25 protein-coding genes are annotated in these 24,905 nt (G+C 73.7%); 10 read left to right on the top strand and 15 right to left on the bottom strand.

All coding sequences use genetic code 11. The annotated features are described in order from the left end of the window. From AES38_RS00530 to AES38_RS00515, 4 genes are all read left to right on the top strand, one after another. The gene (locus AES38_RS00530) at positions 1-882 is read left to right on the top strand and encodes a carbohydrate ABC transporter permease (protein WP_053773327.1); all 882 of its coding nucleotides are present in this window, start codon (positions 1-3) and stop codon (positions 880-882) included. Next, positions 879-2,063, top strand: a complete 1,185-nt coding sequence (locus AES38_RS00525) for a Gfo/Idh/MocA family protein (protein WP_053773326.1) — start codon at positions 879-881, stop codon at positions 2,061-2,063. The genes AES38_RS00530 and AES38_RS00525 overlap by 4 nt, the downstream gene beginning before the upstream one ends. Beyond that, the gene (locus AES38_RS00520; protein WP_081001807.1) at positions 2,060-2,881 is read left to right on the top strand and encodes a ThuA domain-containing protein; all 822 of its coding nucleotides are present in this window, start codon (positions 2,060-2,062) and stop codon (positions 2,879-2,881) included. The genes AES38_RS00525 and AES38_RS00520 overlap by 4 nt, the downstream gene beginning before the upstream one ends. Before the next feature lie 75 nt (positions 2,882-2,956). Beyond that, a complete protein-coding gene (locus AES38_RS00515) occupies positions 2,957-4,789 on the top strand; it encodes a glycoside hydrolase family 2 protein (RefSeq protein ID WP_053773325.1) in 1,833 nt (610 codons plus the stop codon). A gap of 101 nt (positions 4,790-4,890) precedes the next feature. Here the strand turns inward: AES38_RS00515 and AES38_RS00510 are convergent, their stop codons facing one another. Genes AES38_RS00510 through AES38_RS00490 form a run of 5 tightly spaced genes read right to left on the bottom strand, consistent with a single transcriptional unit; the run spans position 4,891 to position 10,078 of the window. Then, complete coding sequence (locus AES38_RS00510; RefSeq protein WP_053773324.1) at positions 4,891-5,772, bottom strand: carbohydrate ABC transporter permease; 882 nt, start codon at positions 5,770-5,772, stop codon at positions 4,891-4,893. Then, positions 5,769-6,755: a carbohydrate ABC transporter permease gene (locus AES38_RS00505; RefSeq protein ID WP_053773323.1), complete on the bottom strand. Its 987-nt coding sequence runs from the start codon at positions 6,753-6,755 to the stop codon at positions 5,769-5,771. The genes AES38_RS00510 and AES38_RS00505 overlap by 4 nt, the downstream gene beginning before the upstream one ends. 43 nt (positions 6,756-6,798) lie before the next feature. Continuing rightward, the gene (locus AES38_RS00500; RefSeq protein WP_053773322.1) at positions 6,799-8,121 is read right to left on the bottom strand and encodes an ABC transporter substrate-binding protein; all 1,323 of its coding nucleotides are present in this window, start codon (positions 8,119-8,121) and stop codon (positions 6,799-6,801) included. A 59-nt stretch (positions 8,122-8,180) separates the two neighbouring features. Then, positions 8,181-8,993, bottom strand: coding sequence for a hypothetical protein (locus AES38_RS00495; RefSeq protein WP_053773321.1), 813 nt, complete (start codon positions 8,991-8,993; stop codon positions 8,181-8,183). Then, a complete protein-coding gene (locus AES38_RS00490; protein WP_053773320.1) occupies positions 8,990-10,078 on the bottom strand; it encodes a Gfo/Idh/MocA family protein in 1,089 nt (362 codons plus the stop codon). The genes AES38_RS00495 and AES38_RS00490 overlap by 4 nt, the downstream gene beginning before the upstream one ends. Positions 10,079-10,189: 111 nt before the next feature. Here AES38_RS00490 and AES38_RS00485 point away from each other — a divergent pair, with 111 nt between their 5' ends. Continuing rightward, positions 10,190-10,939 (top strand): TetR/AcrR family transcriptional regulator, encoded by a 750-nt coding sequence (locus AES38_RS00485; RefSeq protein WP_244629192.1) that lies wholly within the window; start codon positions 10,190-10,192, stop codon positions 10,937-10,939. A 35-nt stretch (positions 10,940-10,974) separates the two neighbouring features. On the opposite strand, the gene AES38_RS00480 is transcribed toward AES38_RS00485, so the two are convergent. Beyond that, on the bottom strand, positions 10,975-12,516 hold the full coding sequence (locus tag AES38_RS00480; protein WP_174775871.1) for a DHA2 family efflux MFS transporter permease subunit: 1,542 nt from the start codon (positions 12,514-12,516) through the stop codon (positions 10,975-10,977). 218 nt (positions 12,517-12,734) lie between these two features. On the opposite strand from AES38_RS00480, the gene AES38_RS00475 reads away from it, so the two are divergent. Both AES38_RS00475 and AES38_RS00470 read left to right on the top strand, forming a co-directional pair. After that, positions 12,735-13,322 (top strand): TetR/AcrR family transcriptional regulator, encoded by a 588-nt coding sequence (locus tag AES38_RS00475; RefSeq protein WP_256998828.1) that lies wholly within the window; start codon positions 12,735-12,737, stop codon positions 13,320-13,322. A 131-nt stretch (positions 13,323-13,453) separates the two neighbouring features. Beyond that, positions 13,454-13,636 carry a hypothetical protein gene (locus AES38_RS00470; protein ID WP_053773317.1) on the top strand — a complete coding sequence of 61 codons (183 nt, stop codon included), beginning with the start codon at positions 13,454-13,456 and terminating at the stop codon, positions 13,634-13,636. Between the two features lie 25 nt (positions 13,637-13,661). Here AES38_RS00470 and AES38_RS00465 read toward each other — a convergent pair whose 3' ends face one another. Together AES38_RS00465 and AES38_RS00460 are read right to left on the bottom strand one after the other, a co-directional pair. Further along, on the bottom strand, positions 13,662-15,041 hold the full coding sequence (locus AES38_RS00465; protein WP_053773316.1) for an NAD-dependent succinate-semialdehyde dehydrogenase: 1,380 nt from the start codon (positions 15,039-15,041) through the stop codon (positions 13,662-13,664). Between the two features lie 64 nt (positions 15,042-15,105). Continuing rightward, the gene (locus AES38_RS00460; protein ID WP_053773315.1) at positions 15,106-15,999 is read right to left on the bottom strand and encodes a LysR family transcriptional regulator; all 894 of its coding nucleotides are present in this window, start codon (positions 15,997-15,999) and stop codon (positions 15,106-15,108) included. A 69-nt stretch (positions 16,000-16,068) separates the two neighbouring features. On the opposite strand from AES38_RS00460, the gene AES38_RS00455 reads away from it, so the two are divergent. Then, positions 16,069-16,584 carry a GNAT family N-acetyltransferase gene (locus AES38_RS00455; RefSeq protein ID WP_053773314.1) on the top strand — a complete coding sequence of 172 codons (516 nt, stop codon included), beginning with the start codon at positions 16,069-16,071 and terminating at the stop codon, positions 16,582-16,584. Positions 16,585-16,866: 282 nt separating this feature from the next. After that, positions 16,867-17,742 carry a helix-turn-helix transcriptional regulator gene (locus AES38_RS00450; protein ID WP_053773313.1) on the top strand — a complete coding sequence of 292 codons (876 nt, stop codon included), beginning with the start codon at positions 16,867-16,869 and terminating at the stop codon, positions 17,740-17,742. A 6-nt stretch (positions 17,743-17,748) separates the two neighbouring features. On the opposite strand, the gene AES38_RS00445 is transcribed toward AES38_RS00450, so the two are convergent. Together AES38_RS00445 and AES38_RS00440 are read right to left on the bottom strand one after the other, a co-directional pair. Then, on the bottom strand, positions 17,749-18,255 hold the full coding sequence (locus AES38_RS00445; protein ID WP_053775573.1) for a hypothetical protein: 507 nt from the start codon (positions 18,253-18,255) through the stop codon (positions 17,749-17,751). A gap of 232 nt (positions 18,256-18,487) precedes the next feature. Further along, on the bottom strand, positions 18,488-18,781 hold the full coding sequence (locus AES38_RS00440; RefSeq protein ID WP_053773312.1) for a hypothetical protein: 294 nt from the start codon (positions 18,779-18,781) through the stop codon (positions 18,488-18,490). Between the two features lie 162 nt (positions 18,782-18,943). Between AES38_RS00440 and AES38_RS00435 the strand changes: the two genes are divergently transcribed. After that, positions 18,944-19,453 carry a GNAT family N-acetyltransferase gene (locus AES38_RS00435; RefSeq protein ID WP_053773311.1) on the top strand — a complete coding sequence of 170 codons (510 nt, stop codon included), beginning with the start codon at positions 18,944-18,946 and terminating at the stop codon, positions 19,451-19,453. Between the two features lie 19 nt (positions 19,454-19,472). Here AES38_RS00435 and AES38_RS00430 read toward each other — a convergent pair whose 3' ends face one another. The 5 genes from AES38_RS00430 to AES38_RS00410 all read right to left on the bottom strand — a co-directional run bounded on the left by AES38_RS00430 (position 19,473) and on the right by AES38_RS00410 (position 24,791). Beyond that, positions 19,473-19,856 carry a cupin domain-containing protein gene (locus AES38_RS00430; RefSeq protein ID WP_053773310.1) on the bottom strand — a complete coding sequence of 128 codons (384 nt, stop codon included), beginning with the start codon at positions 19,854-19,856 and terminating at the stop codon, positions 19,473-19,475. A gap of 30 nt (positions 19,857-19,886) precedes the next feature. Then, positions 19,887-22,043: an iron ABC transporter permease gene (locus AES38_RS00425; RefSeq protein ID WP_053773309.1), complete on the bottom strand. Its 2,157-nt coding sequence runs from the start codon at positions 22,041-22,043 to the stop codon at positions 19,887-19,889. Positions 22,044-22,074: 31 nt separating this feature from the next. Beyond that, positions 22,075-23,064 carry an ABC transporter substrate-binding protein gene (locus tag AES38_RS00420; RefSeq protein ID WP_081001806.1) on the bottom strand — a complete coding sequence of 330 codons (990 nt, stop codon included), beginning with the start codon at positions 23,062-23,064 and terminating at the stop codon, positions 22,075-22,077. Further along, complete coding sequence (locus AES38_RS00415) at positions 23,061-23,969, bottom strand: ABC transporter ATP-binding protein (protein ID WP_053773307.1); 909 nt, start codon at positions 23,967-23,969, stop codon at positions 23,061-23,063. The genes AES38_RS00420 and AES38_RS00415 overlap by 4 nt, the downstream gene beginning before the upstream one ends. 81 nt (positions 23,970-24,050) lie before the next feature. Continuing rightward, positions 24,051-24,791 (bottom strand): GDSL-type esterase/lipase family protein, encoded by a 741-nt coding sequence (locus AES38_RS00410; protein WP_053773306.1) that lies wholly within the window; start codon positions 24,789-24,791, stop codon positions 24,051-24,053. Between the last annotated feature and the right edge of the window lie 114 nt (positions 24,792-24,905).

Raw genomic sequence — 24,905 nt, 5'->3', positions numbered from 1 at the left:
ATGACCACGTCCACGGAACGCATGCCCGCGAGCCCGCCCGGCCGGCGACGACGTCGCCCGCTCACCCCCCTCGCCGTCACCCAGCGGGGCATCGGCTACGCGCTCATCGTCCTGCTGGGGCTGTTCTGCCTCGTCCCGTTCGCGTGGGTCGCGTTCAGCGCCTTCGACGCGGACGCCGGGGCGACGGTGCAGCTGCCCGCCTTCTCGTTCGACAACTTCGCGCGGTTCTTCACCGCGCCCGGCACGCCGCGGCTCCTGGTCAACAGCCTGGTGATCGCGATCTCGTCGACGGCGCTGAACCTGGCCCTGGGGATCGCCGGCGGCTACGCGCTCTCGCGCTTCGCCTTCCCCGGTCGCCGCTTCTTCATGTTCGGGATCCTGCTCATCCGCGTCATCCCGGCGCCGGCGACCATCGTCGCGCTGTACCTGATCATGGTGAACCTGCACATGGCCAACACGCTGCACGGGCTGATCCTCGTCCAGGCCGTGAGCGGCCTCCCGGTCACCCTCTGGCTGATGAAGGGGACGGTCGACGCCGTCCCCATCGAGCTGGAGGAGGCGGCGTGGACGGACGGCAACACGCGGCTCCAGGGCGCGCGCCGGATCGTGCTGCCGCTGATCGGGCCCGGCCTCGGCGCCGCGGCGATGCTCATGTTCATGGGCTCGTGGGGCGACTTCCTCACCCCGCTCGTGCTGCTGCAGGACCAGGACCTCTACCCGCTCGCCATCGGCCTGTTCCGCGCCTTCAGCGAGCGGAACGTGGTCGACTGGGGGCTCCTGGCCGCGAGCGCGGTCGTCTACGTCCTGCCGCCCGCCGTGCTGTACGTCGTCGCTCGCAAGCACCTCCTCAAGTCCAGCCTGGGCGGAGCGCTGAAGGGATGACCGCCGTGACCGAGCTCCGAGAGCACCCCCTCCCCGGGTCCGCCGGGGATCCCGGCCGCCTGCCCGTCGTCGTCGTCGGCGCCGGCGCGATGGGCGGCGCGTGGATCCGCATGCTCGCCGAGTCCCCGCACGCCGCGCCCGTCGGCGTGGTCGACCTCGACGTCCCGCTCGCCGAGTCCGCCGTGCGCGCCGCCGGGCTCGACGACGTCGTCGTGGGCGCGTCCGTCGCCGAGGTCGCCGCGCGCTCCGGCGCGCGGGCGGTGGTGAACGTGACCGTGCCGCAGGCGCACCGCGTCGTCAACGAGCAGGCGCTCCGCGCGGGCCTCCCGGTGCTGTGCGAGAAGCCGCTCGCGCCCACCGTGGCGGAGGCGCTCCGCCAGGTCGCCCTCGCCGACATCACGGGGGGCCTGCTCATGGTCAGCCAGTCGCGCCGCTACTTCACCCACCTCACGGCGTTCCGCGAGGCCGTCGCGCAGGTCGGGCCGCTCGCGGTCGTGCACGCGCGGTTCCTGCACGAGGACCACGAGCCGGGCTTCCGCGAGCAGATGGCGCACCCGCTGCTCGTCGACATGTCCATCCACCACTTCGACCAGCTGCGGTACGCGACGGGCGAGGAGCCCGTGGCCGTGCGCTGCAGCTCGTGGAACCCGCCGTGGAGCTGGTTCGCCGGCGACGCGGCCGCGACCGCCGACTTCGAGCTCGCGTCCGGCGCCCGGTTCGCGTACGTCGGCAGCCGCTGCACGCCCGGCATGCCCACGTCGTGGAACGCCGACTGGCGCGCGTACGGCGAGCGCGGCGCCGCGCACTGGGACGGCGACGACGTCGTCGGCCTCGACGTGCCGGGCGGGAGGTTCGACGTGCCCGAGCACCCCGAGGGCATCGCCGCGTCGCTCGAGGAGTTCGTCGGGTGCCTCCGCGCCGGCCGCACCCCGCAGAGCGAGGTGCGGCACAACGTGCTCAGCCTCGCGATGGTGGAGGGCGCGATCCGCAGCAGCGAGCGGGGCGGCGAGCGCGTCGTGATCGCGGACCTGCTCGAGGACGCGCTCACCCAGGCGATCGCCGACGAGCGCAGCGCCGACGTCGCCGACGCTCTGCGCTCCTGGACGAGCGTGGCGGACGGCATCCGCACCCCGGCCTGGGGCTCCGCCCCGGCCACCACCGACCTCGGAGGGACCCGATGACCGACACGACCACCACCCCCATCCGCGTCGTCGTCTGGGGGGAGGACCGGCACGAGAAGGTGAACCCCGTCGTCGCCGGCATCTACCCCGACGGCATGCACAGCACCATCGCCGGCGGGATCCGCGACCTCCTCGGCGCGGACGCCGACGTCACGACGCGCGTCCTCGACGACCCCGAGCACGGCATGACCGAGGAGCTCCTCGCGCAGACCGACGTGCTGCTCTGGTGGGGCCACACCGCGCACGAGGAGGTGGCGGACGAGGTCGTCGACCGGATCCAGCGCCACGTGCTCGAGGGGATGGGCATCATCGTGCTGCACTCCGGGCACCACTCGAAGATCTTCCGCCGGCTGATGGGCACGACGTGCAGCCTGCGCTGGCGCAACGACGGCGACAGCGAGCTCGTCTGGACGGTGGCGCCGCGGCACCCCATCACGGAGGGCGTACCCCAGCCGATCCAGATCCCGGGGCAGGAGATGTACGGCGAGTTCTTCGACATCCCCGAGCCCGACGAGCTGGTCTTCATCAGCAGCTTCTCCGGCGGCGAGGTGTTCCGCAGCGGCATCACGTACAAGCGCGGCTACGGACGCGTCTTCTACTTCAGCCCCGGGGACGAGGTCTACCCCGTCTACCACCACCCCGACGTGCAGCGCGTGATCGCCAACGGCGTGCGGTGGGCCCGACCGGAGCGGGCACGGGAGTCGTACCTCGTCACTCCGATGTACCTCACGGGTCGGTTCCACCAGCCCGTGCTGGGATCGCCCGGGGCGCTCGTCGACTACCACACGGGCGAGCCCGTGCACCTCGACGAGGACTGACCCGCCGCACCGTCCGAGCACCGCACCCCGCACCACCGACCGACCGCCCGACCCCCGACCAGGAGGCCCCCGATCGTGACCGACACCACCACCCCCGTCATCCCCAAGCCCGAGCACCCGCGGCCGCAGACGACCCGTCCCGACTGGCTGGTCCTCAACGGCACGTGGAGCTTCGAGCGCGACCGCGGCGACAGCGGCCTCGAGCGCGGGCTGCTCGAGCGGGAGCTGGCCGAGGAGATCCTCGTGCCGTTCGCCCCGGAGTCCACCGCGTCGGGCATCGGCGACGTCGACTTCCTCACGGCGGTCTGGTACCGCCGCACCGTGCGGATCCCTGCCGGCTGGAGCGGCCGCCGCGTCCTCCTGCACTTCGGCGCGGTCGACCACGACGCGACCGTGTGGGTGGGCGGCGAGGAGGTCGCCCGGCACCGCGGCGGCTTCACGTCGTTCACGGCCGACCTCGGCGTGCGCGCCGACGAGGAGGAGCTGACCATCACCGTCCGCGCCCGCGACACCCGCGACGAGCCGCAGGCCCGCGGCAAGCAGGCCACGTGGTTCGAGAACACCTCGTGCTTCTACACGCGCACCACCGGGATCTGGCAGACGGTGTGGCTGGAGCCGGTGCCCGAGGCGCACATCCGCTCCGTGCACGTCGAGCCGCAGCTCGGCGACACCTCCTTCACCGTGACGCCCGAGCTCGCGCCGCGCACCTCGGGCCTGCGGTTCGAGGCCGTGCTCCAGGACGCGGCCGGCGAGATCACGCGCGCCGCCGTGCCCGCGAGCCTCGGCGCCCGGGTCGTCCTGCGGATCCCCGAGGACCGCGTTCGCCCGTGGTCGCCCGAGGACCCGCACCTCTACGACATCGCGCTGCGCCTGGTCGACGCCGACGGCGAGGCGGTCGACGAGGTCGCCTCCTACGGCGGCCTCCGCTCCATCGCGATCGACGGCCGCGACGTGCTCCTCAACGGCCGCCGCGTCTTCCAGCGGCTCGTCCTCGACCAGGGCTACTGGCCGGACACCCTCATGACCTCCCCCGACGACGCCGCGCTCGTCCGCGACATCGAGCTGTCGATGGCGGCCGGCTTCAACGGCGCGCGCCTGCACCAGAAGGTGTTCGAGGAGCGCTTCCTCTTCCACGCCGACCGGCTGGGCTACCTCGTCTGGGGCGAGTTCGGCGACTGGGGCGCGGGCGGCGGCATGGAGCGCGACGCGCAGAAGCCGACGGCGTCGTTCATCACCCAGTGGATCGAGGCGGTCACGCGCGACCGCTCGCACCCGTCGATCGTCGGCTGGTGCCCGCTGAACGAGACGTACCAGGCGATCCACGACCGCATCACGCAGCTCGACGACGTGACCGCCGGCATGTACCTGGCCACGAAGGCGGCGGATCCATCGCGTCCCGTCCTCGACGCGTCCGGCTACTCCCACCGCGTCCGCTCCGCCGACGTCTACGACTCGCACTCCTACGAGCAGGACCCGGAGGCGTTCCGCCGCGAGCAGGCGGGCCTCGCCGAGGGCCGCCCCTTCGTCAACGACCTCGACGGCCGAGCGATCTCCGTGCCGTACGCCGGCCAGCCCTTCTTCCTCTCGGAGTACGGCGGCATCTGGTGGAACCCGGCCGAGATCGACCGCCCGCAGGCGGATGCGAGCGACCCTGCACGCGCCGTCTCGTGGGGCTACGGCGAGCGCGTCGCCGACGTCGAGGAGTGGCATGCCCGGTTCCGCGGCCTCACCGAGGTGCTGCTCGAGGATCCGCTCATGTTCGGCTACTGCTTCACGCAGCTCACCGACACGTTCCAGGAGCAGAACGGCATCTACGACTTCGACCGCCGGCCGAAGTTCGACATCGCGCGCATCCGCGAGGTGCAGGAGCAGCGGGCGGCGTACGAGATGCGCGACGACGAGGCGTAGCCGCACGCTCCCCGCACGACGAGAGCCCGCCCCCGCGATCCATCCGGATCACGGGGGCGGGCTCTCGTGTCGCGCACGGCATCACCCGCGCGCCGGCCGCATCACCTCCCGGCGAGCGACCCGCCGATCCCGCCGACGCTGAAGTACTTGTTCAGCAGGGCGAAGATCAGCACGGGCGGCAGCATCATGATGACCGCGACCGCCATCACCGAGCCCCAGTCGGCCGCGTTCTGCTGGAAGAACGTGTTGAGGCCGATGGGGAGGGTGTACTTCGTGAAGTCCTGCAGGAACAGGAGCGCGATCAGGTAGTCGTTCCACGCCAGCAGGAACGAGAAGATCGCGGTCGACAGGATGCCCGGCAGGGAGTTGCGCAGCACGACGCGGACGAACCCGCCGAACACGCTCGCGCCGTCCATCCAGGCCGCCTCCTCGAGCGTGATCGGGATGGAGTCGATGTACGCCGCCATCATCCAGATCGCGACCGACATGGTCGAGCCGATGTAGATGATCGCCACGCCCTGCAGCGTGTTGATGAGGCCCATCGCCGAGAAGGTGATGAACAGCGGGATCGCCGCCGTCACCACCGGCAGGGCCTGCACCACGAACAGCACGAGCGAGTACCCGGAGACGAGCTTCGACCGCGAGCGGCTGAGCACGTACCCGGCGGGCGCCGCGATGACGACCGACACCACGACGGTCACCAGCGCGACGACCAGGCTGTTGCCGAGCCAGATCATCACGTCGGTGCCGCCGAGCACGCGCTGGAAGTTCTCCATCGTGAACCCGGTCTCGGTGCTGTTCTGCCCCGGCTGGGTGGAGAGGAACAGCACCGCGAGGATCGGCGTGATCACCACGAGCGTGATGACCGCGATGAGCAGGAAGCGCCACCACTGGCCCTTCTGCTCGCGGGCCTTCGCGGTGGTCCGCTTGACGTCGCCGACGGTCGCCGAGGTGGCGCCGCCGACCGCGAGTGCCTGGCTCATTCGATGTCCGCCTTCTTGATCTGCCGGTACAGCAGCGTCGACACGAGGACGAGCACCGCCGTCATCATGAACGCCACCGCGGTCGCCGGTCCGGTCTGCAGGTTCTGGAACGCCTGCTGGTACGCCAGCACGATCAGCGACGTCGTCGCGTTCACGGGACCGCCCTGCGTGAGCAGGAAGATCGTCGGGAAGTCGTTGACGCAGAAGATCGTCATCAGCACCCAGCTGATGTACGTGGTGCGGGAGATGATCGGGAGGGTCACGCCGCGGAACGCCTGCCAGGCGCTCGCGCCGTCCATCTTCGCCGCCTCGTAGACGTTGGTGTCCACCGACGCGAGCGCCGAGGACATCATCATCAGCATGAACGGGAAGCTGATCCAGACCTTGAACACGCAGACCACGATCTGCGCGAGCAGCGGGTCGCCGAGGAAGTTCGCGTCGGGGAACCCGAGCGTCTCCAGGATGATCGGCACCGGGCTCTGCGGCGTCGCCACCAGCCAGTTCCACGAGGTCGACGACACGACCACCGGGACGATCCACGGCAGGAGCAGCAGCACCTTGAAGAGCCCGTTGGCCGGGATCCGGGTGCGCAGCAGCAGCGCGAGGGCGAGGCCCACGATCCACGAGCCGAACACGCCCACGAGCGTGAACACGATCGTGAACGTGGTCGCGTTGCGGAACGACTCCGACGTGATCACGTTCGCGTAGTTCTGGAAGCCGACGAACGGCGTCTCCCACGGGAGCGTCGACGGCGTGCCCTGCTGCAGCGACTGCAGGAACGAGTAGACGACCGGGTAGACGTTCAGGAGGATCAGCAGGATCAGCGACGGCAGCGCGAACAGCGCCAGCGTCGCGCCCGCCCGGCCGAGCGGCGTCTTGCCGGAGCCCTTGCGGGGCGCGCCGGGCGGCCGGCCGGAGCCGGCGACGCCGACCCCGCGCCGGGCCAGCCCGATCTTGTCGGCGACGCGCGTGTCCACCGCCATCAGGTCACCTCGCCCATGTCACGGCCTCCGGGTGTCCGCGGCGTCACGCGCCCGCGTCCAGTTCCTTCTGCAGCTTCTCGAGAGCCTCCCTCGCGGTGACCGTGCCGCCGAGCACGGCCTGCGCGAACGAGATCGTCGGCTGCGTGCCGTCCACCTTGGTCACGTTCTGGAACACCGTGTTCGAGCCGGGGGCGCCCCACGTCTTCGAGATCGGCTGCCAGTCGTTGAGGATCTTGGTGGTGTTCGCGTCGTCCGCGTACGCCTCGTCGGCGATGGACTTCAGCGGGGGCAGGCCGATGCCGGTCTGCTTCGTCCAGAGCGACTTCATGTTCTGGTAGTAGTACGTGAGGAACGCCTCGCTGTTCTCCTGGCTGGGCGTCGACTTGTACATCATGATGTTGTTCGGGAAGTAGAGCGCGCCCTTCTCGCCGCCGGGGCCCACGAGCGGGTCGCCGACCACCATGTTCGCCGCGGTTTCCGGGCTCACGTTGGCCGTGGCGCCCGCGCCGTCCCAGAGCATGCCGAAGGTGCCGGCGTCCATCTGCTGGTACGCGTTGTCGGAGGTGTAGGTGGCGCTGCGGGGATCCACGTAGCCGTTCTTCACCATGCCGAGCACCCACTCGACGGCCTCGATGTTCTTGTCCGTGACGACGTCGGGGTTCTGGTCGGGGTCGAACAGGCCGCCGCCGTTGTTGATCATGTGGGCGACGATCTGGTGGAAGCCGGTGAAGGCGCCGGCGCCCGAGCGGGTGCCGTAGCCGTAGACGCCGATCTTCTTGAGCCCGGCGCACGCGGCCTCGTAGGAGTCCCAGTCGGTGGGCGCCTCGACGCCGGCCTTCTCGAGGAGGTCCTTGCGGTACCAGTACATGCGCATGTCGAGGTTGTACGGGACGGCCGCGTAGCCGTTGGCCGTCTTCAGGGTGTCGACGAGGCCCGGGAGGAAGTCGTCGTAGATGCCGTTGCCCTTCCACGTCTCGATGAGGTCGTCCGCGTACGCGATCTTGCCCTGCGCCTCGAAGAGGAACGCCGTCGTCCCGCCTCCGGAGCTGACGGCCGGACCGTTGTTCGCCGCGACCGCGGTGGAGAACGTCTGCGTGAAGTTGGCCCACTGGACCTGCTGGTAGCTGACCCCGCCCATGCCGCTCGCGGGCTTGTAGGCCGCGGAGATCGCCTTGTCCTCGGTGAGGAAGGCGGGCGCGCCCCAGGGCATGTTCCAGAACTTGAGGGGTGCGCCGGCGCCCGAGGCGCCTCCGCCTCCGCCGCTGCACGCGGCGAGGAGGCCGACCGCCGCGGCGCCGACCCCGGCGCTCAGGAGGGATCGTCGGGTGAGGCCGTTGCCGAAGGCGCTGGATGACTGCTGTGGCATTTTCTGACTCCGTTGTCCGGTGGTGCTGTGTGTGGTGGAAGGGATGGAAGGGGCTGGGCCTAGGGGAGCGCGGCGTCGGCGAGCGCGGGCGCTGCGGCGAGGAGGGCGCGGAGGTCGGCGACGTCGTCGGGCGCGCATCGACCGTGGGCGGCGTCGCGGGCCAGGCGCAGCGCGGTGCGGTGGCCGGACTCGAAGACGACGGGGAGGTCCTCGCGGCCGGCGGCGTCGGTGACGCTCGCCCGTCCGGGGGCCGCCGTGTCCGGCGCGGGGAGGGCGACGTGCGCGGCGCGGTCGCCGACGACGAGGCGGAAGGTCGCGCACGCGTGGCCGTGGGCCGCGACGAGCGCGCTGACGATCACGTGCACGCCGGTCGCGGTGGATCCCGTGAGCATCAGGTGGTCCGGCGTGCGCGCGAGGATCACGAGCTCCGTGAGGGGCGCGCCGAGGAGCACCTGCGTCGTGAGCGCGAGCGCGCGGGCCGCGCCGGCGAGGTCGTCGCCGTCCGCGAGGGTGGCGCGCGCCTCGAGCAGGGCCCCGGGAGCGGCGAGGCGGTGGATCCGCGGGGCCACCCGCCGCACGGCCTCGTCGTGCCGCCACGGCACGTCGAGCACCACGGGTGCGCCCGTCGCCACCAGCGCGGCGAGTTCGGCGTCGTCGGCGGGGCCGGGGTCGAGCACGAGGAGGGCGCGAGCACCCGCGCGGGCCGCGGCGGTCGCGCGGCCGGCCCACCCGGCGCCGCCCGCGATCACGACCACGTCGCCCGCGTCCTCCGTGCGGCGGAAGGACTCGGGCAGCGAGGCGAGGGTCGCGACGGCGGCGTGCGCGTGGGGCGCCGAGACGGCGGTGTCGATGCGGAGGGTCAGGGCGCTCATGCGGCGACCCCCGTCCGGCGGGGCTCGGCGGCGGATCCCGACACGACGGCCACGTCCGCCCGGATGAGCGCGGCGGCCTGGTCGGCGATGTCGATGGCGAGCGCGAGGTCGGCGAGGAGCACGGACATCGGCACCGGCTCGGCCGCGCCCGTGACCACGTCGTGCACGTGCTCCCACTCGCCGAGGTAGCCGTTGTCCGGGTACGGGCCCCAGCCGGTGGTGCCGCGGGCGCCCATGAGCGTGGCGGTGCTGGATCCGGCGTGCACGTAGGAGAGGGAGAAGTCGAGGTGGAGCGAGCGGTCGCGCGCGACGGCGTCGAGCGTCCACTCGGGATCCCACGAGGCGCCGCCGATGCCGTGCACCTCGAGCACGCTCCCGCCGACCATGGCGACGATCTCGTAGCCCCACGGCCGGAGGGCGCGGGCGCTGATCACGCGCGGCCGGGCGTCGGGCAGGAGGCGCCGCGCGAGCGGGAGGTCGTGGATGGCGAGGCCGAGCACACCACCGGAGACGGCGAGCGCCTGCGCCTCCACGTCCGGCTCGCCCGCCGCGCGGGGTGCGGGCCGGCCGACGATCTCGGTGGCGGAGTCCTCGGAGTCGGGGTTCGGCGGGATGACGGCCGAGATGCGGACGGTGTGCGGCACGTCGCCCGAGGCGTCCCAGGCGTCGACCGCGGCGATCCACGCGGGGTCGAACGCGTGCATCGTGCCGACGACGACGGGCACGCCGTGCTCGGCGGAGGCGCGCGCGATGGCCTCGCCCTCCTCGACGGTGACGGCGAGCGGCTTCTCGCACAGCACCGCGCGCTTGCCCGCGCGGCACGCGGCGACGACCTGCTCGGCGTGGAAGCGGTTCGGGCTGCCGATGACGACCACGTCGACGGCCGGATCCCGGATGAGCGCGTCCGCGTCGGTCGAGTGCCGGGCACCCGCCCGGGCCGCGACCCGCTCGGCGACGTCGGCGTCGACGTCCATCACGTGGACGACGCGGAAGCGGTCGGCCATGCGCGCCAACGTGGGCAGGTGGATCGCCTGCCCTACCGGTCCGGCCCCGATGAGGCCCACACCGAACACCACTTCGCCCACGACGCCCTCGTCCCTAGCAATGATCACCGTCGGACGAAACCTGACGCCTCGTTTACGGTTGAGTCACTGTACGTCCCGACCCAGGGCCGCACAAGAGGGAGGACGCGCATCGTGACCGAGACGAGAGGCGCCTCCCCGGATCGCCGGGAATCCGCGGTATCGGCGGCAAACTTTCCTGATCCCGGTGCGGATCCGAGCACGAACCCCGATCCGGGCGCCTCCGCGGGCGCCGCGCCCCGCGGCCGCTACTCGACGGGCGTGCGTCGGCGCGCGGAGATCGTCGACGCCGCCGTGCGCGTGTTCGGCGTTCGCGGCTACGGCGCCGCGACGATCAAGGAGATCGCCGACGAGGTGGGCGTCTCCCCCGCTGCCGTGCTGCGCTACTTCCGGAAGGAGGAGCTCCTCACGGAGGTGCTGCGCGAGTGGGACCGGCAGCAGCCGTTCGTCTCGGAGGCGGCGCCGGGCCTGCCCGCGCTCCGCGCCTTCGTCGACCTCATGCGGTACCACGTGCAGCACCGGGGCTTCCTCGAGCTGTACCTGACCTTCGCGACCGAGACCAGCGACGCGACGCACCCCGCCCACGCGTACATGCGCGGCCGGTACGCGCGCACCATCGCGCAGATCCGCCGCCGCATCGGCGAGGCCGTGGCGCTCGGGCAGGTCCCGGAGATGGACGAGGCCACGCTCGAGTACGAGGCGGCGTGCTTCCTCGCGATCCTCGACGGCCTCGAGATCCAGTGGATCCACAACCCGGCGCTCGACCTGCCGGCCCTCGTGGGCGAGTACGTGGAGCAGTCGATCGCGCGGTGGAGCCGCGGGACGCGGGCGGACGTCCGGCCCGGCTCCGCGTCCTGGGACTGAACGGGGCCGGGCCGGATCGACGCGGGTGCTGCGCGCTAGTGCCCCGCCACGCCCTCCGGCAGCGGCTCCGCCGGGCGACGGACGAAGAACGAGGCGACGATGGCGGCGAGCGAGATGAACCCGCCGATCATGAAGGCCGCCTGCACGCCGGCCGCGGTGGCCGTGACCTCCGACTGCCCGTCGGCGAGGCCGGCGACCGTCGTGGTCGTGAGCACCGTGACGAAGAGGGCCGTGCCCGCGGCGCCCGCCAGCTGCTGCATGGTCGAGACCGTCGCGCTGCCGTGCGAGTAGAGGCGCGGCGGCAGGGATCCGAGGGCCGAGGTGAGCAGCGGCGTGAACATGAACGCGAGGCCGGCGTTGAGCACCAGGTGCACCGCGATGACCCAGCCGATCGACGTGCCCTCGTGCAGCATCGTGGTCATGCCCCAGAGGGCGATGCTCACGACGACGGCGCCGGGGATCACGAGAGGGCGCGGCCCGACGCGGTCGAACAGGCGACCCACGATGGGCGACAGGACCGCCATGAGCGCGCCGCCGGGGAGGAGCAGGAGGCCCGTCTCGAGGGTGCCGAGCTCGAGCACGTTCTGCAGGTAGAGCGGCAGGACGATCAGGCTGCCGAACAGCGCCATCATGCTGACGCTCACCATGATGATCGCGACCACGAACGGGCGGCTGCGGAAGGTGCGCAGGTCCATGAGCGCGCGGTCCTCGCGCTGCAGCGAGACCTGGCGGCCGATGAAGGCGGCGAGCGCGAGCACGCCGACCGTGATCGGGATCCACAGCGGCAGGGGCGCGTTGCCCTCGGCCGACTCGCCCAGGCTCGAGAGGCCGAAGATCAGGCCGCCGAACGCGAGCGTGGAGAGCACCACGGAGAGGATGTCGAACGGCAGCTTCCGCGGGGTCGTGAGGTTCGTGATCCTCCAGAGGCCGAGCGTGAGCGCGACCAACGCGATGGGCAGCACGATCCAGAACATCCAGCGCCACGAGAGCGAGCTGAGGATGAGGCCGGACACCGTCGGGCCGATCGCCGGGGCGACCGCGATGACGATGGAGATGACGCCCATGAGGCGGCCGCGGCGCGCGGCGGGCACCAGGTTGAGCACGGTCGTGAACAGCAGCGGCATCATGATCGCCGTGCCGCTGGCCTGCACGATGCGGCCGACGAGCAGCACGCCGAAGCCGGGTGCGATGGCCGCGACGAGCGTGCCGAGCGAGAACAGCGTCATGGCGGCGCCGAAGACCTGGCGCGTGGAGAAGCGCTGGAGGATGAAGCCGGTCGCGGGGATCACGACGGCCATCGTCAGCATGAAGCCGGTCGTGAGCCACTGCGCGGTGGCGGTGGTGATCTGCAGGTCGACCATGAGGCTCGGCAGGGCGACGCTCATGATCGTCTCGTTGAGGATCACGACGAACGCGGCGACGACGAGCAGGCCGATGACGAGCGGGGCGCCCTGCGGCAGGCGCTCGTCCTCGGGGGTGGCGGCGCGGTCGGACGCGGCCCGGTCGCGGGTGGGGAGGGTCGACTCGGCGGGCGGCGTGGCGTCGCGCCGGGTGTCGGCGGAGGGCGGCGTGCTCATGGGGGTTCTCCGGGGAGTGGAAGGCGGGGCGCGCGCGACGGTGCGGGGCCGGGGAGGTCCGGATGTCAGACTCGGACCATGTGGCAGTATATGACAGATTCGTCGGATCCGACCGGCGGGATGTGCGAGAGGCAGGCGACCGGATGGGCACCCTGAGCGACGTGGCCGGGCCCGGTACGGCAGCGAACGGCACCGCTGGCCTCCGCGAGCGGCGCCGCATGGCGACGACCACCGAGATCAGCGAGGCCGCGCTCTCCCTCTTCGAGCAGCGCGGCATGGCGGCCACCACCATCCACGACATCGCGCAGGCCGCGGGCGTCTCCGACCGCACGTGCTTCCGCTACTTCCCGAGCAAGGAGGAGTCGGTCCTCACGCTCCACCCCGTCTTCGACGCGCCGCTCGACGCCTGGCTCGCCGACGTCGACCGCGGATCCGCGCCGCTCCCCCAGCTCGAGGCCGTGTACCAGAAGGTGCTCGCGAGCCTCGACGGCGACCTCTCCGCCATCGCGCACCAGCAGCTGCGCGTGCGCCGGCTCATGGCCGCCGAGCCGCAGCTGCGGTCGACGGCGGTGTCGATCGACGCGACGCGCTCGTGGGAGCTGGCCGAGCGGATCACGACGGCGTTCGGCGGCCGCATCACGGCGCAGGAGGCCCGGCTCGTGACGGAGCTCGCGGGCGTCGCGGTGCGCGCGGCCATCGACGAGTGGGCGGATGCGCGCACGGCCGGCCTCGACACGACCCTCGTCGCCTCCTACGCGGCGGTGCGCCGCCGGCTGCGCGACATCGCGGGCACCGGCGCGGCCTGATCCGGCGGTCGCCGCGGCGGTCCCGTGTGGAGGGCCCGCCGGCGGGAGGGGTCGCGCTCGCTACGGTGCCGGATCCGCCTGCGACGTCTTCCGTCCGCGGCGCTCCCCCGATCGCGACGAAGGAGATCCCCATGGACCGTGCCCGACACCTGCACCGACCGGCCCTCGTCCTCGGCCTGGTCGCGGCGAGCGTGGCGGGCATCGCCGCGGGCGCGCTCGCCGTCCTCGTGACGGGGACCATCGGGTGCCAGCGGCAGCTCCTCGCCGTCCCCGCCCGGGCGATCCGCAGCCGGGGCGCGTCGCGTCCCTGGTGAGGGCGGTCGCCGGAGCGGGCGCCCGTCAGGCGATGCGGATCAGCTTCCGGTTCGCGAACTCGTCGACCGCGTGGCGGCCGAGCTCGCGGCCCGAGCCCGAGCGCTTCACGCCGCCGAACGGGAGCTCGGCCGCGTCGCCGAGCACGAGGTTGACCCAGACCATGCCCGCGTCGATGCCGTCGGCGACGCGCAGGGCCTGCTCCGGATCCGTCGTGTAGACGTACGAGCCGAGGCCGAAAGAGGTGTCGTTGGCGAGCACGACAGCCTCCTCCTCCGACGCGACGCGGTACAGCGCGGCGACGGGCCCGAAGAACTCCTCCCGGTAGGCGTCCATCTCGGGCGTCACGTCGGCGAGCACCGCGGGCGGGAACATGTTGCCGACGGGCTCGCCGCTCGCGAGCACGGTGGCGCCCTGGTCGACCGCGCGGGCGAGCTGCTCCGTGAGGCGCTCGGTCGCGGCGCGCGAGGAGAGCGGGCCGAGCAGGGTGCCGTCGGCCATCGGATCCGTAGGCTGGGCAGCCGTCAGCGCTGCCGTGAAGCGGGCCGCGAACTCGTCGTACAGGTGGTCGATGACGAGGAAGCGCTTGGCACCGTTGCAGGACTGGCCGTTGTTGTCGAGGCGGGCCGCCACCGCGTCGGCGACGACGGCGTCGAGGTCGTCGGTCGACAGGAGGATGAACGGGTCGGATCCGCCGAGCTCGAGCACGACCTTCTTGAGGTGCCGGCCCGCGATCTCGGCGACGGCGGCGCCCGCCCGCTCGGATCCCGTGACGGAGACGCCCTGCACGCGCGGGTCGGCGATGACGCCCTCGATCTGCGCGTTCGTCGCGAGCACGCTGACGTAGACGCCCGGGTCGGCGCCGAGCTCCGCCGCCGCGTCGCGGTACATGCTCTGGATCGCCTCGGCCGACTCGGGGCACTGCGGCGCGTGCTTCAGCAGGATCGTGTTCCCGGTCACGATGGCGGGGCCGGCGAACCGGGCCACCTGGTAGTACGGGAAGTTCCACGGCATGATCCCGAGCAGCACGCCGAGGCCGGAGCGGCGCACGAACGCGGATCCGGTGCCGTCGGCGAGCGCGATCGGCTCGTCGGCGAGGAGCTCCTCGGCGCCGCGGGCGTAGTAGCCGAGGATGTCGGCGGCGAAGTCGACCTCGCCGAGCGCCTGGTCGAGGGGCTTGCCCATCTCGCGCACGATGATCCGCGCCAGCTCGTCACGGCGCTCGGTGTGCAGCTCGGCGACGCGGGCCAGGAGGGCGGCGCGCTGGGCGATCGAGGTGCGGCGCGACCAGGCGCGGTAGGCGCCCTCGGCGGCGGCGATGGCCTCCTGCAGCTCCGCGTCGGTGATCTCGGGATGCTCGGCGACCCTCTCGCCGGTGGTCGGATCGGTGACGGCGTAGCTGCTCATGGGTGCTCCTCCTCGTGCTGCCGCGCGGGTGACGCGGGTGGGGCCCACGATATCGAGCGGTCCGTCAGCCGCGGCGCGCCGCGAGGAACGCGTCCACCACGGCGCGGCGGTCGTCGACGCGGGTGGCGAGGTGCACGGTCGAGGTCGCGGTGGACCCGGCGAGCGGCAGCACCCGCACGCTCGCGGGCGCGCCCACCGTCGCGCTCCGCGGCGCGATCGTGACGCCGAGCCCGGCGCCGACGAGGTGGACGATCATCGACCAGGTCGAGCCCTCCTGCACCACGCGGATCAGGCGACCGCGCTCGGTGACGGGCGCGAGGTTGCGGCGGTAGGCGTCCTCGCTGGCGCGGCGCGGCGGGAAGACGAAGGGCTCGTCGGCGAGCAGCGCGGGATCCACCTCGTCGGCCGCGGCGAGCGGATGCGCGACCGGCACCACCGCGACGAACGGCTCCGTCACGAGCTCGACGAGCTGCGTGCCCGGCATCGGATCCGGGTCGCGCACCACCGCGACGTCGAGCTCGCCGCGGCGGAGCGCGTCCATCAGGTCGACCGTGAAGCCCTCGCGCACGCGCACCTCGACGGCCGGGTGGCGCGCGCGGAAGCGGCGGATGCCCTCGACCGGGCCGCCGTGCTCGGCGTCGATCGCGACGGTCGAGTGCACCATGCCGATCTCCAGCCGTCCCACCTCGCCGCGGGCGATGCGCGCGACCTCGTCGAGCCCGGCGTCGGCCTGCCGGAGGAGCGCCCGGCCGCGATCGCGCAGGGCGAGGCCGGCCGGCGTGAGCGCGACGCTCCGCGAGGTGCGGGCGAGCAGCGTGACGCCGAGCTGCCGCTCCAGCCGCTGCACCTGCTGCGAGAGCACGGGTTGTGCGATCCCCAGCTCGTCGGCCGCGCGCCCGAAGTGCAGCTCGTCCGCGACGGCGAGGAAGGAGCGGACGAGGCGGAGATCGAGATCCATGCACCCACGCTATCGATGCACCGGCTTCCATATTGGACAGCGCTGGTCGCGAGCGGGGAGGCTGGGCTCATGAGCACGAGCCGCGAGACCCGCACCCCGCCCCGGGAGATCACCCCGCTCCGCGATGACGCCGACGCCCGCGCCTTCCGCGCGCTCAACGAGGCGTGGATCACGACCCTCTTCGCGCTCGAGCCCGACGACGAGCGCGTGCTCGCGGATCCGCGCGGGCAGATCGTCGACCGCGGCGGCGCGGTGCTGCTGGCGCGCGATGGCGACCGGGCGATCGGCTGCGTCGCGCTGATCCCCGAGGGCGACGGCGTCTGGGAGCTCGCGAAGATGGCGGTCGACGAGGCCGCGCGCGGCCGGGGCACGGGACGCCGGCTGCTCGTCGCGGCCATCGCGGAGGCCCGGCGCCGGGGTGCGACGACGCTCGTGCTCGGGAGCAGCGTCGACCTCCCCGCGGCCGTGCACCTCTACGAGGCCGTCGGCTTCCGGCACGTGGCGCCCGAGGAGGTCGGGCACATGCCGTACGCGCGGGCGAGCGTGTTCATGCGGATGGAGCTGGATCCCGCCGAGACCCGCTGATCCGCCTGCCGCGCCGCCGACCGCCTCGCCCCGACCGCCTCACCGCTCGACGGCGATCGCGCCGGGCCCCTTGAGGGACGGGCGCCCGCCGTGGGAACGTCGTCGTGGGGCCGGGGATCCGCGCCCCACGGGGCAGCTCGAGGAGCTGGGCGGTCGGATCGGCCGCCGGCACCCCGGCGGGACACGGCGCGTCCACCGGCCGTCCACCCGTCGGGCAGAGCATGGGGGGGCGGTGCCGGCGTCCGGGGGGACGACGCGCATCGCGGATCCGGGGGGATTCCGATGGTCGACATCCAGCACGCCGAGCAGGGACCGCCGGCGGAGCAGGCCGGGCGGGCACGGCTGCTGCGGCCGGGCCAGCCGCTGGGCCTCCGGCTCGACGCGCGCGTCGACGAGTTCCGGGAGCTGCTGCTGCGCTGTCCGCTCGAGGAGGTGCGGCCCGCGGGCCGCGACTGGCTCCGGCTCCGGTACGACGAGATCGTGCCGCTGGTGCTGCCCGCGGCCCTCGCCGCCGTCGAGCACGGGCGGCCCCTGCCGCCGGACTGCCTCGAGGACCTCCGCGCGGTCGCCCGCCGGAGCGCGGCCCAGCCCGACGTCGACCTGTCCGTCGCCCTCCGCGGCGCGCTGCCCGCGCTCCGCGTCTTCGCGCTCGTGATGCACGCGGCCGCCGCCGAGCGGGACGCCACGCTCGTCGTCGCGATGGCCCGTGCCTCCCACGTCGCGCACGAGCTCGGCACGTGCTGGGTGGAGGCCTGGGCGGGGCATCGCGCGCAGGAGGCGGCGACGCCCGCGGTGGTGGTCGCGGATCCGCCGCCCGCCGACGAGGACGTGGAGCTCGACCTCGTGGCCCGCGCCCCCGACCTCGACGACGTGGAGGAGCGCATGCTCGCCCTCACCGCGCACGGGCTGTCCAACGACGAGATCGCGCGCGCCACCTCGTACAGCCGGCAGGCCGTCGCCTGGCACCTCGGCCGGCTGATGCGCACGTGGAACGCGCCCAACCGCACGGCGCTCGTGTCGGTCGCGTTCGTCCGCGGCGTGATCCGCACCCGCCGCGAGCGACGGATCCGCCGCGCCCAGCCGCCCCGCATGATCGAGGGCGGGACGCGCGGACGCCCCGCCATCCCGGGGGATGGCGGGGCGCCGACGGTGCCGTGAGAGGGATCAGCCGCCGTTGATGCTGATGACGTTGTCCGTCTTGACGTTGTTGCCCAGCACGCCCCAGTTCAGGAAGCCGCCGTCGCCGTTGTTGGTGACCTTGCCGGGTCCGTCGAACCAGTAGATGACGTAGCTGCCGCCCTTGATGTCGATGGGCTTGGCGTCCACGATGGCGCCCTCCACGACGATGTCCTGGTTCTTGTTGACGACCGCGACGGTGAGGCGGTCCGGGTTGTCCGCGCTGTAGTAGCCGATGTCGAGCGCGGCCAGGACGGCGCCGCTGCGGTCGCTCTGGTCGTTCACCGCGGCGGTGATGGCGCCGACGATGGCGACCGGGTCGAGCGTGACGCTGCCGGTGACGGGGCTGTTCACCTGGCTGCTCTCGGCCGCGGGTGCCGCGGGCTCCGCGGCCTGGGCGGGTGCCGTCGCGAAGCCGCTGAGAGCGGCGATCATCCCGCCGCTGAGGGCGGCGGTGGCGACGATGCGGGTGGTCTTCGACGTGAGCTTGCTCATGATCTCTTCCTCTTCCTGTGGGGTCTTGGGGTCGATCGTGCTGTTCGTGTCGTCCGTGCTGTTCGTGTCTTGCGTGTCGTTCGTGCTGACGAGGACGACGATGCCGGGTCGGCGGCCGGAGCGCACGCGATCCGGCCGGTCGTTGGACGGTCGTCCAACACCTCGGCGACAGGGTGCCGGACGCGCTACCCGCCCGGACGCGCTACCCGTCCGGGCGCCGCCGTGCGCAGGGTCAGCGGCCGCGGCGCCCGTCGGTCTCCCAGCAGACGAGCTCGACGGTGTCGTCCGGCGCGAGCACGCGCTCGAGGATCGCGAGCAGCCGCTCCGCCTGGGCCGCGTGCTCCCGGGCGACGACGCGATCCCGCCAGCCGCGGTCCCAGCGGAAGCCCTCCTGGAAGACGGCCGCCCACTCCCGGACCGCCGCCTCGACCCGCGGCGGGAGCTCCGGCGTGCCGTCGGGGCAGAGGCCGCCGTCGCCCCAGAGCGGACGGTCGACGCCGTACTCGTCCATCAGCCGGTAGTGCACGGGATCCCTCGGCTCGTCGGGGCCACGCGCCGCGGCCGTCTCCGAGCATGGCAGGCGGAGGGGTGGCTGGGCGCGGTGGTCGTGCTGCGCGCGGCCGCGGGGCGCGCGCAGGAGTGACTGCCCCGAGCCGGCCGAGGCGCGCCGGCCCCATACGCTGGCGACGTGCCCACCCGGATCCGCCCCGTGGCCGCCCGCGACCTCGACGCGCTGCAGGGGATCGAGGACCGGGCCGACCGGATCCTCGTCGAGCTGCTGCGCCCCGCCGAGTGGTGGCCCGCGCCGACCGGGGCGGAGCGCCCGGCCGAGCCCGGCTTCCTGCTGGTGGCGGAGGACGCGGACGCCGGCCCCGAGATCGTCGGCTTCGCGCACGTCCTCGAGGTCGACGGCCTCGCCCACCTGGAGCAGGTCGCCGTGCCGCCCGAGCACGGGCGCCGTGGCCACGGCGGCGCGCTCGTCGAGGCGGCGGCCGAGGAGGCGCGGCGGCGCGGCCACCGGCGGATCACGCTGCGCACCTTCGCCGACGTGCCGTGGAACGCGCCCGCCTACGCCCGCGCCGGGTTCGTCGAGGAGCAGCCGGCGACGCCGTTCCACCTCGGCCTCGTGGCGACGGAGGCCCGGCTCGGGCTCGACCTCGTCGGTCGGCGGATCCAGATGGGGCGCGCGCTGGGCTGAGGCCGACGGTCGGCGCGCGTCAGCGGAAGCCGCCCACCTGCCGCTCGACGGAGACGGTGCCCGGCACGATCACATCGCCCGTGTGCGCGGTGGTGACGGTCTCGATGAGCACGATCCCCACCTCCTCGTCCGCGACCGGGTTGTGCTGCACACCCCTCGGCACGACGTGGAACTGCCCGGGCTCCAGCACCACCTCCTGGTCGTCCGGGAGCTGGATCCGGAGCCGGCCCGAGACCACGAGGAACATCTCGTCCTCCTCCTCGTGCGCGTGCCAGGTGAGCTCGCCGAGCAGCTTCGCGACCTTCACGTACTGGTCGTTCACACGGCCCACGACCCGCGGGGTCCAGTAGGCGGTCACCTCGCGGAGCTCGGCGGCGATGTCGGTCATGGGGAGGAGCGTCATGGATCCATCCTGCGCGCGGTCGCCGCCCGCCTACCGCCCCCTTGCCGCCCGCCCGCGCCACAGCAGCCACACGAAGTACGGCGTGCCGACGAGCGCGGTCACGAGGCCGGCGCCGAGCTGGGCCGGGGCGATCACGGTGCGGCCGAGCAGGTCGGCGAGGGTCACGAGGGCGGCGCCCAGCAGGATCGCGACGGGCAGCACGCGCGCGTGCCGGGAGCCGACGAGCGCGCGGGCCGCGTGCGGCGCGACCAGGCCGACGAAGCCGATCACGCCCACCGCCGCGACCGCCGTCGCCGTGAGCACCACCGCGATCGAGAGCGCGAGCAGGCGCGCGCGCCCGAGCGAGACGCCGAGGAGGCGCGGGGTGTCGTCGTCGAGGGCGACGAGGTCCAGCATCCGGTGCCGCGGGGCGGCGAGCGCCGCGGCGAGCACGAGCGCGACCAGCACCGGCAGGGCGTCGTCGAACCCGCGGCCGTAGGTGGATCCCGACAGCCAGGTCAGCGCCTTCGCCCCGTTGAACGGGTCGGTGAGCACGATGGTCATGCTGATCGTCGCGGCCGTGCCCGCCGAGACGCCGACCCCGATGAGCACGAGCCGGTTCTGCGGGAAGCCGCCGCGTGCGGCGAGGCCGAACACGACGCCGGCCGCGACCAGCGCCCCGAGCCCGGCGGCGCCCGCGATGCCCCAGCCGGACGCGAGCGGCGCGGTGGTCACGAACAGCACGGCGCCGAGGCCCGCGCCGCCGGAGACGCCGAGGATCGCGGGATCCGCGAGCGGGTTCCGGGTCACGGCCTGCACGAGCACGCCGGCGAGCGCCAGGGCCGCGCCCGCGAGCACGGCGGCGAGCACGCGGGGCACGCGGGTGTCGAGCACGTAGCTGACGACGGGGCCGGCGGTGCCGCGGATCCCGTTGACGAGGTCGCCGAGGAGCAGCTTCGCGTCGCCGAGGAGGACGGATGCGAGGAGCAGGCCGACGAGCACGGCCACCAGCGCGCCGACCACGAGCGCGACGCGGCGGCGGGTGACGACGCCGTGCCGCTCGGTGGGCGCGCGCGTCGCGCTGTCGCGGGTGCGCACGGCGAGCACCACCAGCACGATCGCGCCGATGAGGGACGTGATGAGGCCCGTCGGCACGGCGACCGAGGCCTCGGCCCCGAGCACGGCGCGCAGCAGCACGTCCGCGAGGAGCACGACGGCCGCGCCCATGAGCCCCGCGACGGGGATGAAGACCCAGGAGCGGCGGACCCCCGGTACGAGCCGGCGCAGCGGCCGCGCGAACGCGGGCGCGTACAGGCCGACGAAGCCGATGGGCCCGGCGACCGTCACGGCTGCGGCGGCGAGCAGCACCGAGGCGAGCACGGCGATCACGCGGGTCGCGCGCACGTCCACGCCGAGGCTGCGGGCGGCGTCGTCGCCGAGCCCGAGCGCGTCGAGGCGGCGGGTGAGGAGCAGCAGGATCGCGAGCGCGACCACCACGACGGGCGCCATCTGCGCGACCGCGTCGAACCCGTTCTGGCCGATGCCGCCCTGGCCCCAGCGGTAGAGGCCGCCGGTCCGCTGGGGGAAGAGGAGGAGGAGCGCGCTGGTCACGGATCCGAGGCCGAGCGCGAGCGCGCTGCCCGCGAGCACGAGGCGCACGGTGCCGGATCCGAGGCCCGAGACCGCGAGCACGATCGCCGCCGCGACCAGCCCGCCCACGAACGCGACTCCCGCGCCCGCGAGCACCGGCAGCGTGAGCCCGGTGACCGCCGCGACCGCGAGGGCCGCGTACGCGCCCGCGTTGACGGCGAGGGTGTCGGGCGAGGCGAGCACGTTGCGGCTCACCGTCTGGAGGGCCGCGCCGGCGGCGCCGAGGGCGAGGCCCACGAGGATCCCCGCGGCCATGCGCGGCAGACGGGACGCGACCACGACGGACGCGTCGCCCGGCGTCGCGCGCCCGGCGAGCGCCTCCCAGACCTCGCGCGGGCCGACCGCGGCGGTGCCCTGGGTGACGTCGATCACCGCGAGCACCGCCACGACGAGCACGAGGAGGCCGACGACCGCGACCGCCCGCACCGGGATCCGACCGGCCCCGTCGGCGCGCACGACGGCGGCGAGCGACGGGACGGCGGCCGGGATCGACGCCCGGCCGGCGGACGCGGGAGGCGCGTCGGCCGGCGGGGGCGCGGTGCGGACGGGAGCGGTCATCGGATCGGAGCGATCGGCGTCGTCGGCGGGATCAGCCGACGAGCAGGTCGGCGAGGTCCGCCACGTACGCCGTCATCGAGGCCGGGCCGCCGAAGACCCACACGCCCTCGGGCATGCGGTGCACCTCGCCCGCCTTCACGAAGGGAAGCGACTGCCAGACGGCGTTGCCCGCGAGCTGGGTCGCGAACGGGTCGTCGCCCTGGCTGGCGTTCGCGTTGTAGACGAACTGCACGTCGCCGACGGTCGTGAGGCCCTCGACGTCGGTGGATCCGAGGCCGTAGGCCGGGTCGACCTCGCCCGTCCACGCGTTCTCGAGGCCGAGCCCGGCGGTCACGTCGCCGACGAGCGAGCCCTTCCCGAACGGGCGGATGGTGACGGCGCCGGCGTCCACGTACGCGTCCGCGAACAGGAACCGGGATCCCGCGAGGCCGGCGGCGTCGAGCTTCGCCTTCGCGTCGGTGACGGCCTGGTCGTAGGCGCCGATGACCGCCGTCGCCTTGTCCTCGGTGCCGGTCGCCTTCGCGATGAGCTCGAGGTTGTCCTCGCTCTGCTGGATCTGCCTGGTGCCGTCCGCGGACTTCACCTGGAGCACGGGCGCGATGGCCTTCAGCTGCTCGACGGCGTCCGCGGATAGGTCGGTGGTCGCGACGATGAGGTCGGGCGCGAGCGACGCGATGGTCTCCACGCTCGGCTCGCCGCGCGTGCCGATGTCGGCGGGCTCGTTCACGAGCGGCACGGCCGACGACCATGCGCCGTAGCCCGCGACGTCCGCGACGCCGACCGGATCCACGCCCAGCGACACGAGGTTCTCCACGACGTTCCACTCGGTGCCGACGACCTTGGTCGCGGGCCCGTCGAGCGTGAGCTCCGCGCCCGTGCCGTCGGTCAGCGTGATCTGCTCGCCGGCCGGCTTCGCGCCGGCGTCCGTCGACGCCTCCTCGGTGGTGCCGCACGCGGTCAGCGTGAGCGCTGCCGCGGCGGCGAGGGCGGTCATCGCCATGGTTCGTCGTCTCGTGATCACGGGTGGAGCCTCTCGTTCCTGTGGTGGTGGCGGGCGACCGCGCGGGTGCGCAGGCTGCCCGTCGTCGGGTCCGCGTGGACCTCGACGGGGATGCCGTAGACCTCGGTGAGGAGGTCGGGGGTGAGCACCTCGGATGGGGTGCCGGTCTTCACGATCCGGCCGTCGGAGAGCAGCGCGACGGTGTCGGCGAGCGCGGCGGCCTGGTCGAGGTCGTGGAGGACGACGCCGACGGCGATCCGTGCGTCGTCGGCGAGGTCGCGCACCAGGTCGAGGAGCTCGACCTGGTAGCGGAGGTCGAGGTAGGTGGTCGGCTCGTCGAGGAGCAGCACGCCCGTCTCCTGGGCGAGGCAGCTCGCGAGCCAGACGCGCTGGAGCTGGCCGCCGGAGAGCTGGTCGACGCCGCGGTCGGCGAGGGCGACGAGGCCGGTGAGGTCGAGCGCGCGGTCCACGGCGGCGCGGCCCTCGGGATCCGCCCCGCCGAAGCGGCCGCGGTGCGGGTAGCGGCCGAACTCGACGACGTCGCGGACGCTGAGGCCGCCGGGCGTGGGCCGCCCCTGGGTGAGGAGCGCGACGCGGCGGGCGAAGCGGCGGAGGGAGAGGTCGAGGGCGTCGGTCTCGGCGTCGGTGCCCTCCTCCACGAGCGCGAGCGATCCGGAGCGCGCCGCCTGCAGCCGCGCCATCGTGCGCAGCAGGGTCGACTTCCCGCTGCCGTTGGGGCCGACGAGGACGGTGACGCAGCCCGGCCGGATCTCGAGCGACGCGCCGTGCACGACCTCCGTGTCGCCGTACGCGACGGTGACGTCGCGGGCGGCGAGGGCGGAGGCGGCCGGCTGCGGCGACGTCGGTCGCGGCGCGTCCGGGTCGACGGCGCGCGGGAGCGGCGCGGTCGGAGCGGGGGAGGTCACGATAGGTGAGGCTATCCTAACCTCGGCGGCGGCGACAAGCCGCTGACCGCCGGGGCTGCCGGCTGCCGCGGTGACCGGTGCTCAGCCCCGCGCCTCCACGAGCGCCTCCGCGAGGTGCGTGCCCCACGTCCGGTAGGTGCGCTGGTAGCGGCTCTCCTCCGACTCCGGCCGCCACAGCGAGCGCGCCAGCTCCTCGGGGAACGTGACCGCGCGCGTGAACGGGAGGCCGTCGACCACCTCGCGGGTGCGCCGGTTGAACGCCTGCGCGTGGATCCCCGCGGCCAGCCGCGCCGGCCGTGACAGGCCGCCCGCGTTGTCCAGGGGCGGGATGTCGCCGATGAGGATCGACGCCTCCCGCGGCAGCCGTGCGCGCAGGGCGTCGATCGTGCTCGTCATGTGCCGGCCCCACGCGCGGGTGGAGGTGACCCGCATCACGTCGGTGATCCCGGCCAGCAGCACCACCGCGTCCGCGCGCGCGAGGTCGCAGGCGGGGCCGGCGATGACGGCGGGCGCCTCGCGGAGCCGGGAGCCGGGCAGGGACGCGATCGACCAGGTGACGCCGCGGCCGGTGCGCGTGGCGTGGTGGCGGGCGAGGAACGCGGGCAGCGAGATCTGGTGCGTGCGCACCCCGAGGCTGATCATGCCGGTCTCGCCGACGACGGCGATGCGGTCCGGATCCGGGCCCTCGACGGTGCCGTGGTTCGGGTCGTCGGGATGGAAGTCGCCGGTCGCGTCGGAGCGGCGGTAGAGGAACTCCGCGGTCCGCGCGGCGATGCCGGGGAACGCGAGGACGGGGGCGAGCAGGGACGGCAGACGGGGCATGGGGATCCTGGAGGAGAGCGGGCGGATCCACCCCGGCGTCGCCCGGACCGCCGTCGGGCGGCGACCCGCGCGGAGGGGCGGACGTGTGCGGGAGAGCGGGCTCTCCGTCGTGCG

The sequence above is a fragment of the Clavibacter capsici genome, from assembly GCF_001280205.1.
Lineage (GTDB): Bacteria > Actinomycetota > Actinomycetes > Actinomycetales > Microbacteriaceae > Clavibacter > Clavibacter capsici.
The sequence above is the reverse complement of the archived record's forward strand: the minus strand, read 5'-3'. Positions and strand labels throughout refer to the sequence as shown.

Excerpts from the sequence above, each read along its gene's own strand:
- AES38_RS00480 (WP_174775871.1), bottom strand. The coding sequence starts at position 12,516 with ATGAGCACGCCGCCCTCCGCCGACACCCGGCGCGACGCCACGCCGCCC.
- AES38_RS00510 (WP_053773324.1), bottom strand. The coding sequence starts at position 5,772 with ATGAGCCAGGCACTCGCGGTCGGCGGCGCCACCTCGGCGACCGTCGGC.
- AES38_RS00450 (WP_053773313.1), top strand. The coding sequence starts at position 16,867 with ATGGTCGACATCCAGCACGCCGAGCAGGGACCGCCGGCGGAGCAGGCC.
- AES38_RS00505 (WP_053773323.1), bottom strand. The coding sequence starts at position 6,755 with ATGGCGGTGGACACGCGCGTCGCCGACAAGATCGGGCTGGCCCGGCGC.
- AES38_RS00530 (WP_053773327.1), top strand. The coding sequence starts at position 1 with ATGACCACGTCCACGGAACGCATGCCCGCGAGCCCGCCCGGCCGGCGA.
- AES38_RS00475 (WP_256998828.1), top strand. The coding sequence starts at position 12,735 with ATGGCGACGACCACCGAGATCAGCGAGGCCGCGCTCTCCCTCTTCGAG.
- AES38_RS00495 (WP_053773321.1), bottom strand. The coding sequence starts at position 8,993 with ATGAGCGCCCTGACCCTCCGCATCGACACCGCCGTCTCGGCGCCCCAC.
- AES38_RS00520 (WP_081001807.1), top strand. The coding sequence starts at position 2,060 with ATGACCGACACGACCACCACCCCCATCCGCGTCGTCGTCTGGGGGGAG.
- AES38_RS00430 (WP_053773310.1), bottom strand. The coding sequence starts at position 19,856 with ATGACGCTCCTCCCCATGACCGACATCGCCGCCGAGCTCCGCGAGGTG.
- AES38_RS00500 (WP_053773322.1), bottom strand. The coding sequence starts at position 8,121 with ATGCCACAGCAGTCATCCAGCGCCTTCGGCAACGGCCTCACCCGACGA.
- AES38_RS00445 (WP_053775573.1), bottom strand. The coding sequence starts at position 18,255 with ATGAGCAAGCTCACGTCGAAGACCACCCGCATCGTCGCCACCGCCGCC.
- AES38_RS00525 (WP_053773326.1), top strand. The coding sequence starts at position 879 with ATGACCGCCGTGACCGAGCTCCGAGAGCACCCCCTCCCCGGGTCCGCC.
- AES38_RS00455 (WP_053773314.1), top strand. The coding sequence starts at position 16,069 with ATGAGCACGAGCCGCGAGACCCGCACCCCGCCCCGGGAGATCACCCCG.
- AES38_RS00465 (WP_053773316.1), bottom strand. The coding sequence starts at position 15,041 with ATGAGCAGCTACGCCGTCACCGATCCGACCACCGGCGAGAGGGTCGCC.
- AES38_RS00460 (WP_053773315.1), bottom strand. The coding sequence starts at position 15,999 with ATGGATCTCGATCTCCGCCTCGTCCGCTCCTTCCTCGCCGTCGCGGAC.
- AES38_RS00470 (WP_053773317.1), top strand. The coding sequence starts at position 13,454 with ATGGACCGTGCCCGACACCTGCACCGACCGGCCCTCGTCCTCGGCCTG.
- AES38_RS00425 (WP_053773309.1), bottom strand. The coding sequence starts at position 22,043 with ATGACCGCTCCCGTCCGCACCGCGCCCCCGCCGGCCGACGCGCCTCCC.
- AES38_RS00410 (WP_053773306.1), bottom strand. The coding sequence starts at position 24,791 with ATGCCCCGTCTGCCGTCCCTGCTCGCCCCCGTCCTCGCGTTCCCCGGC.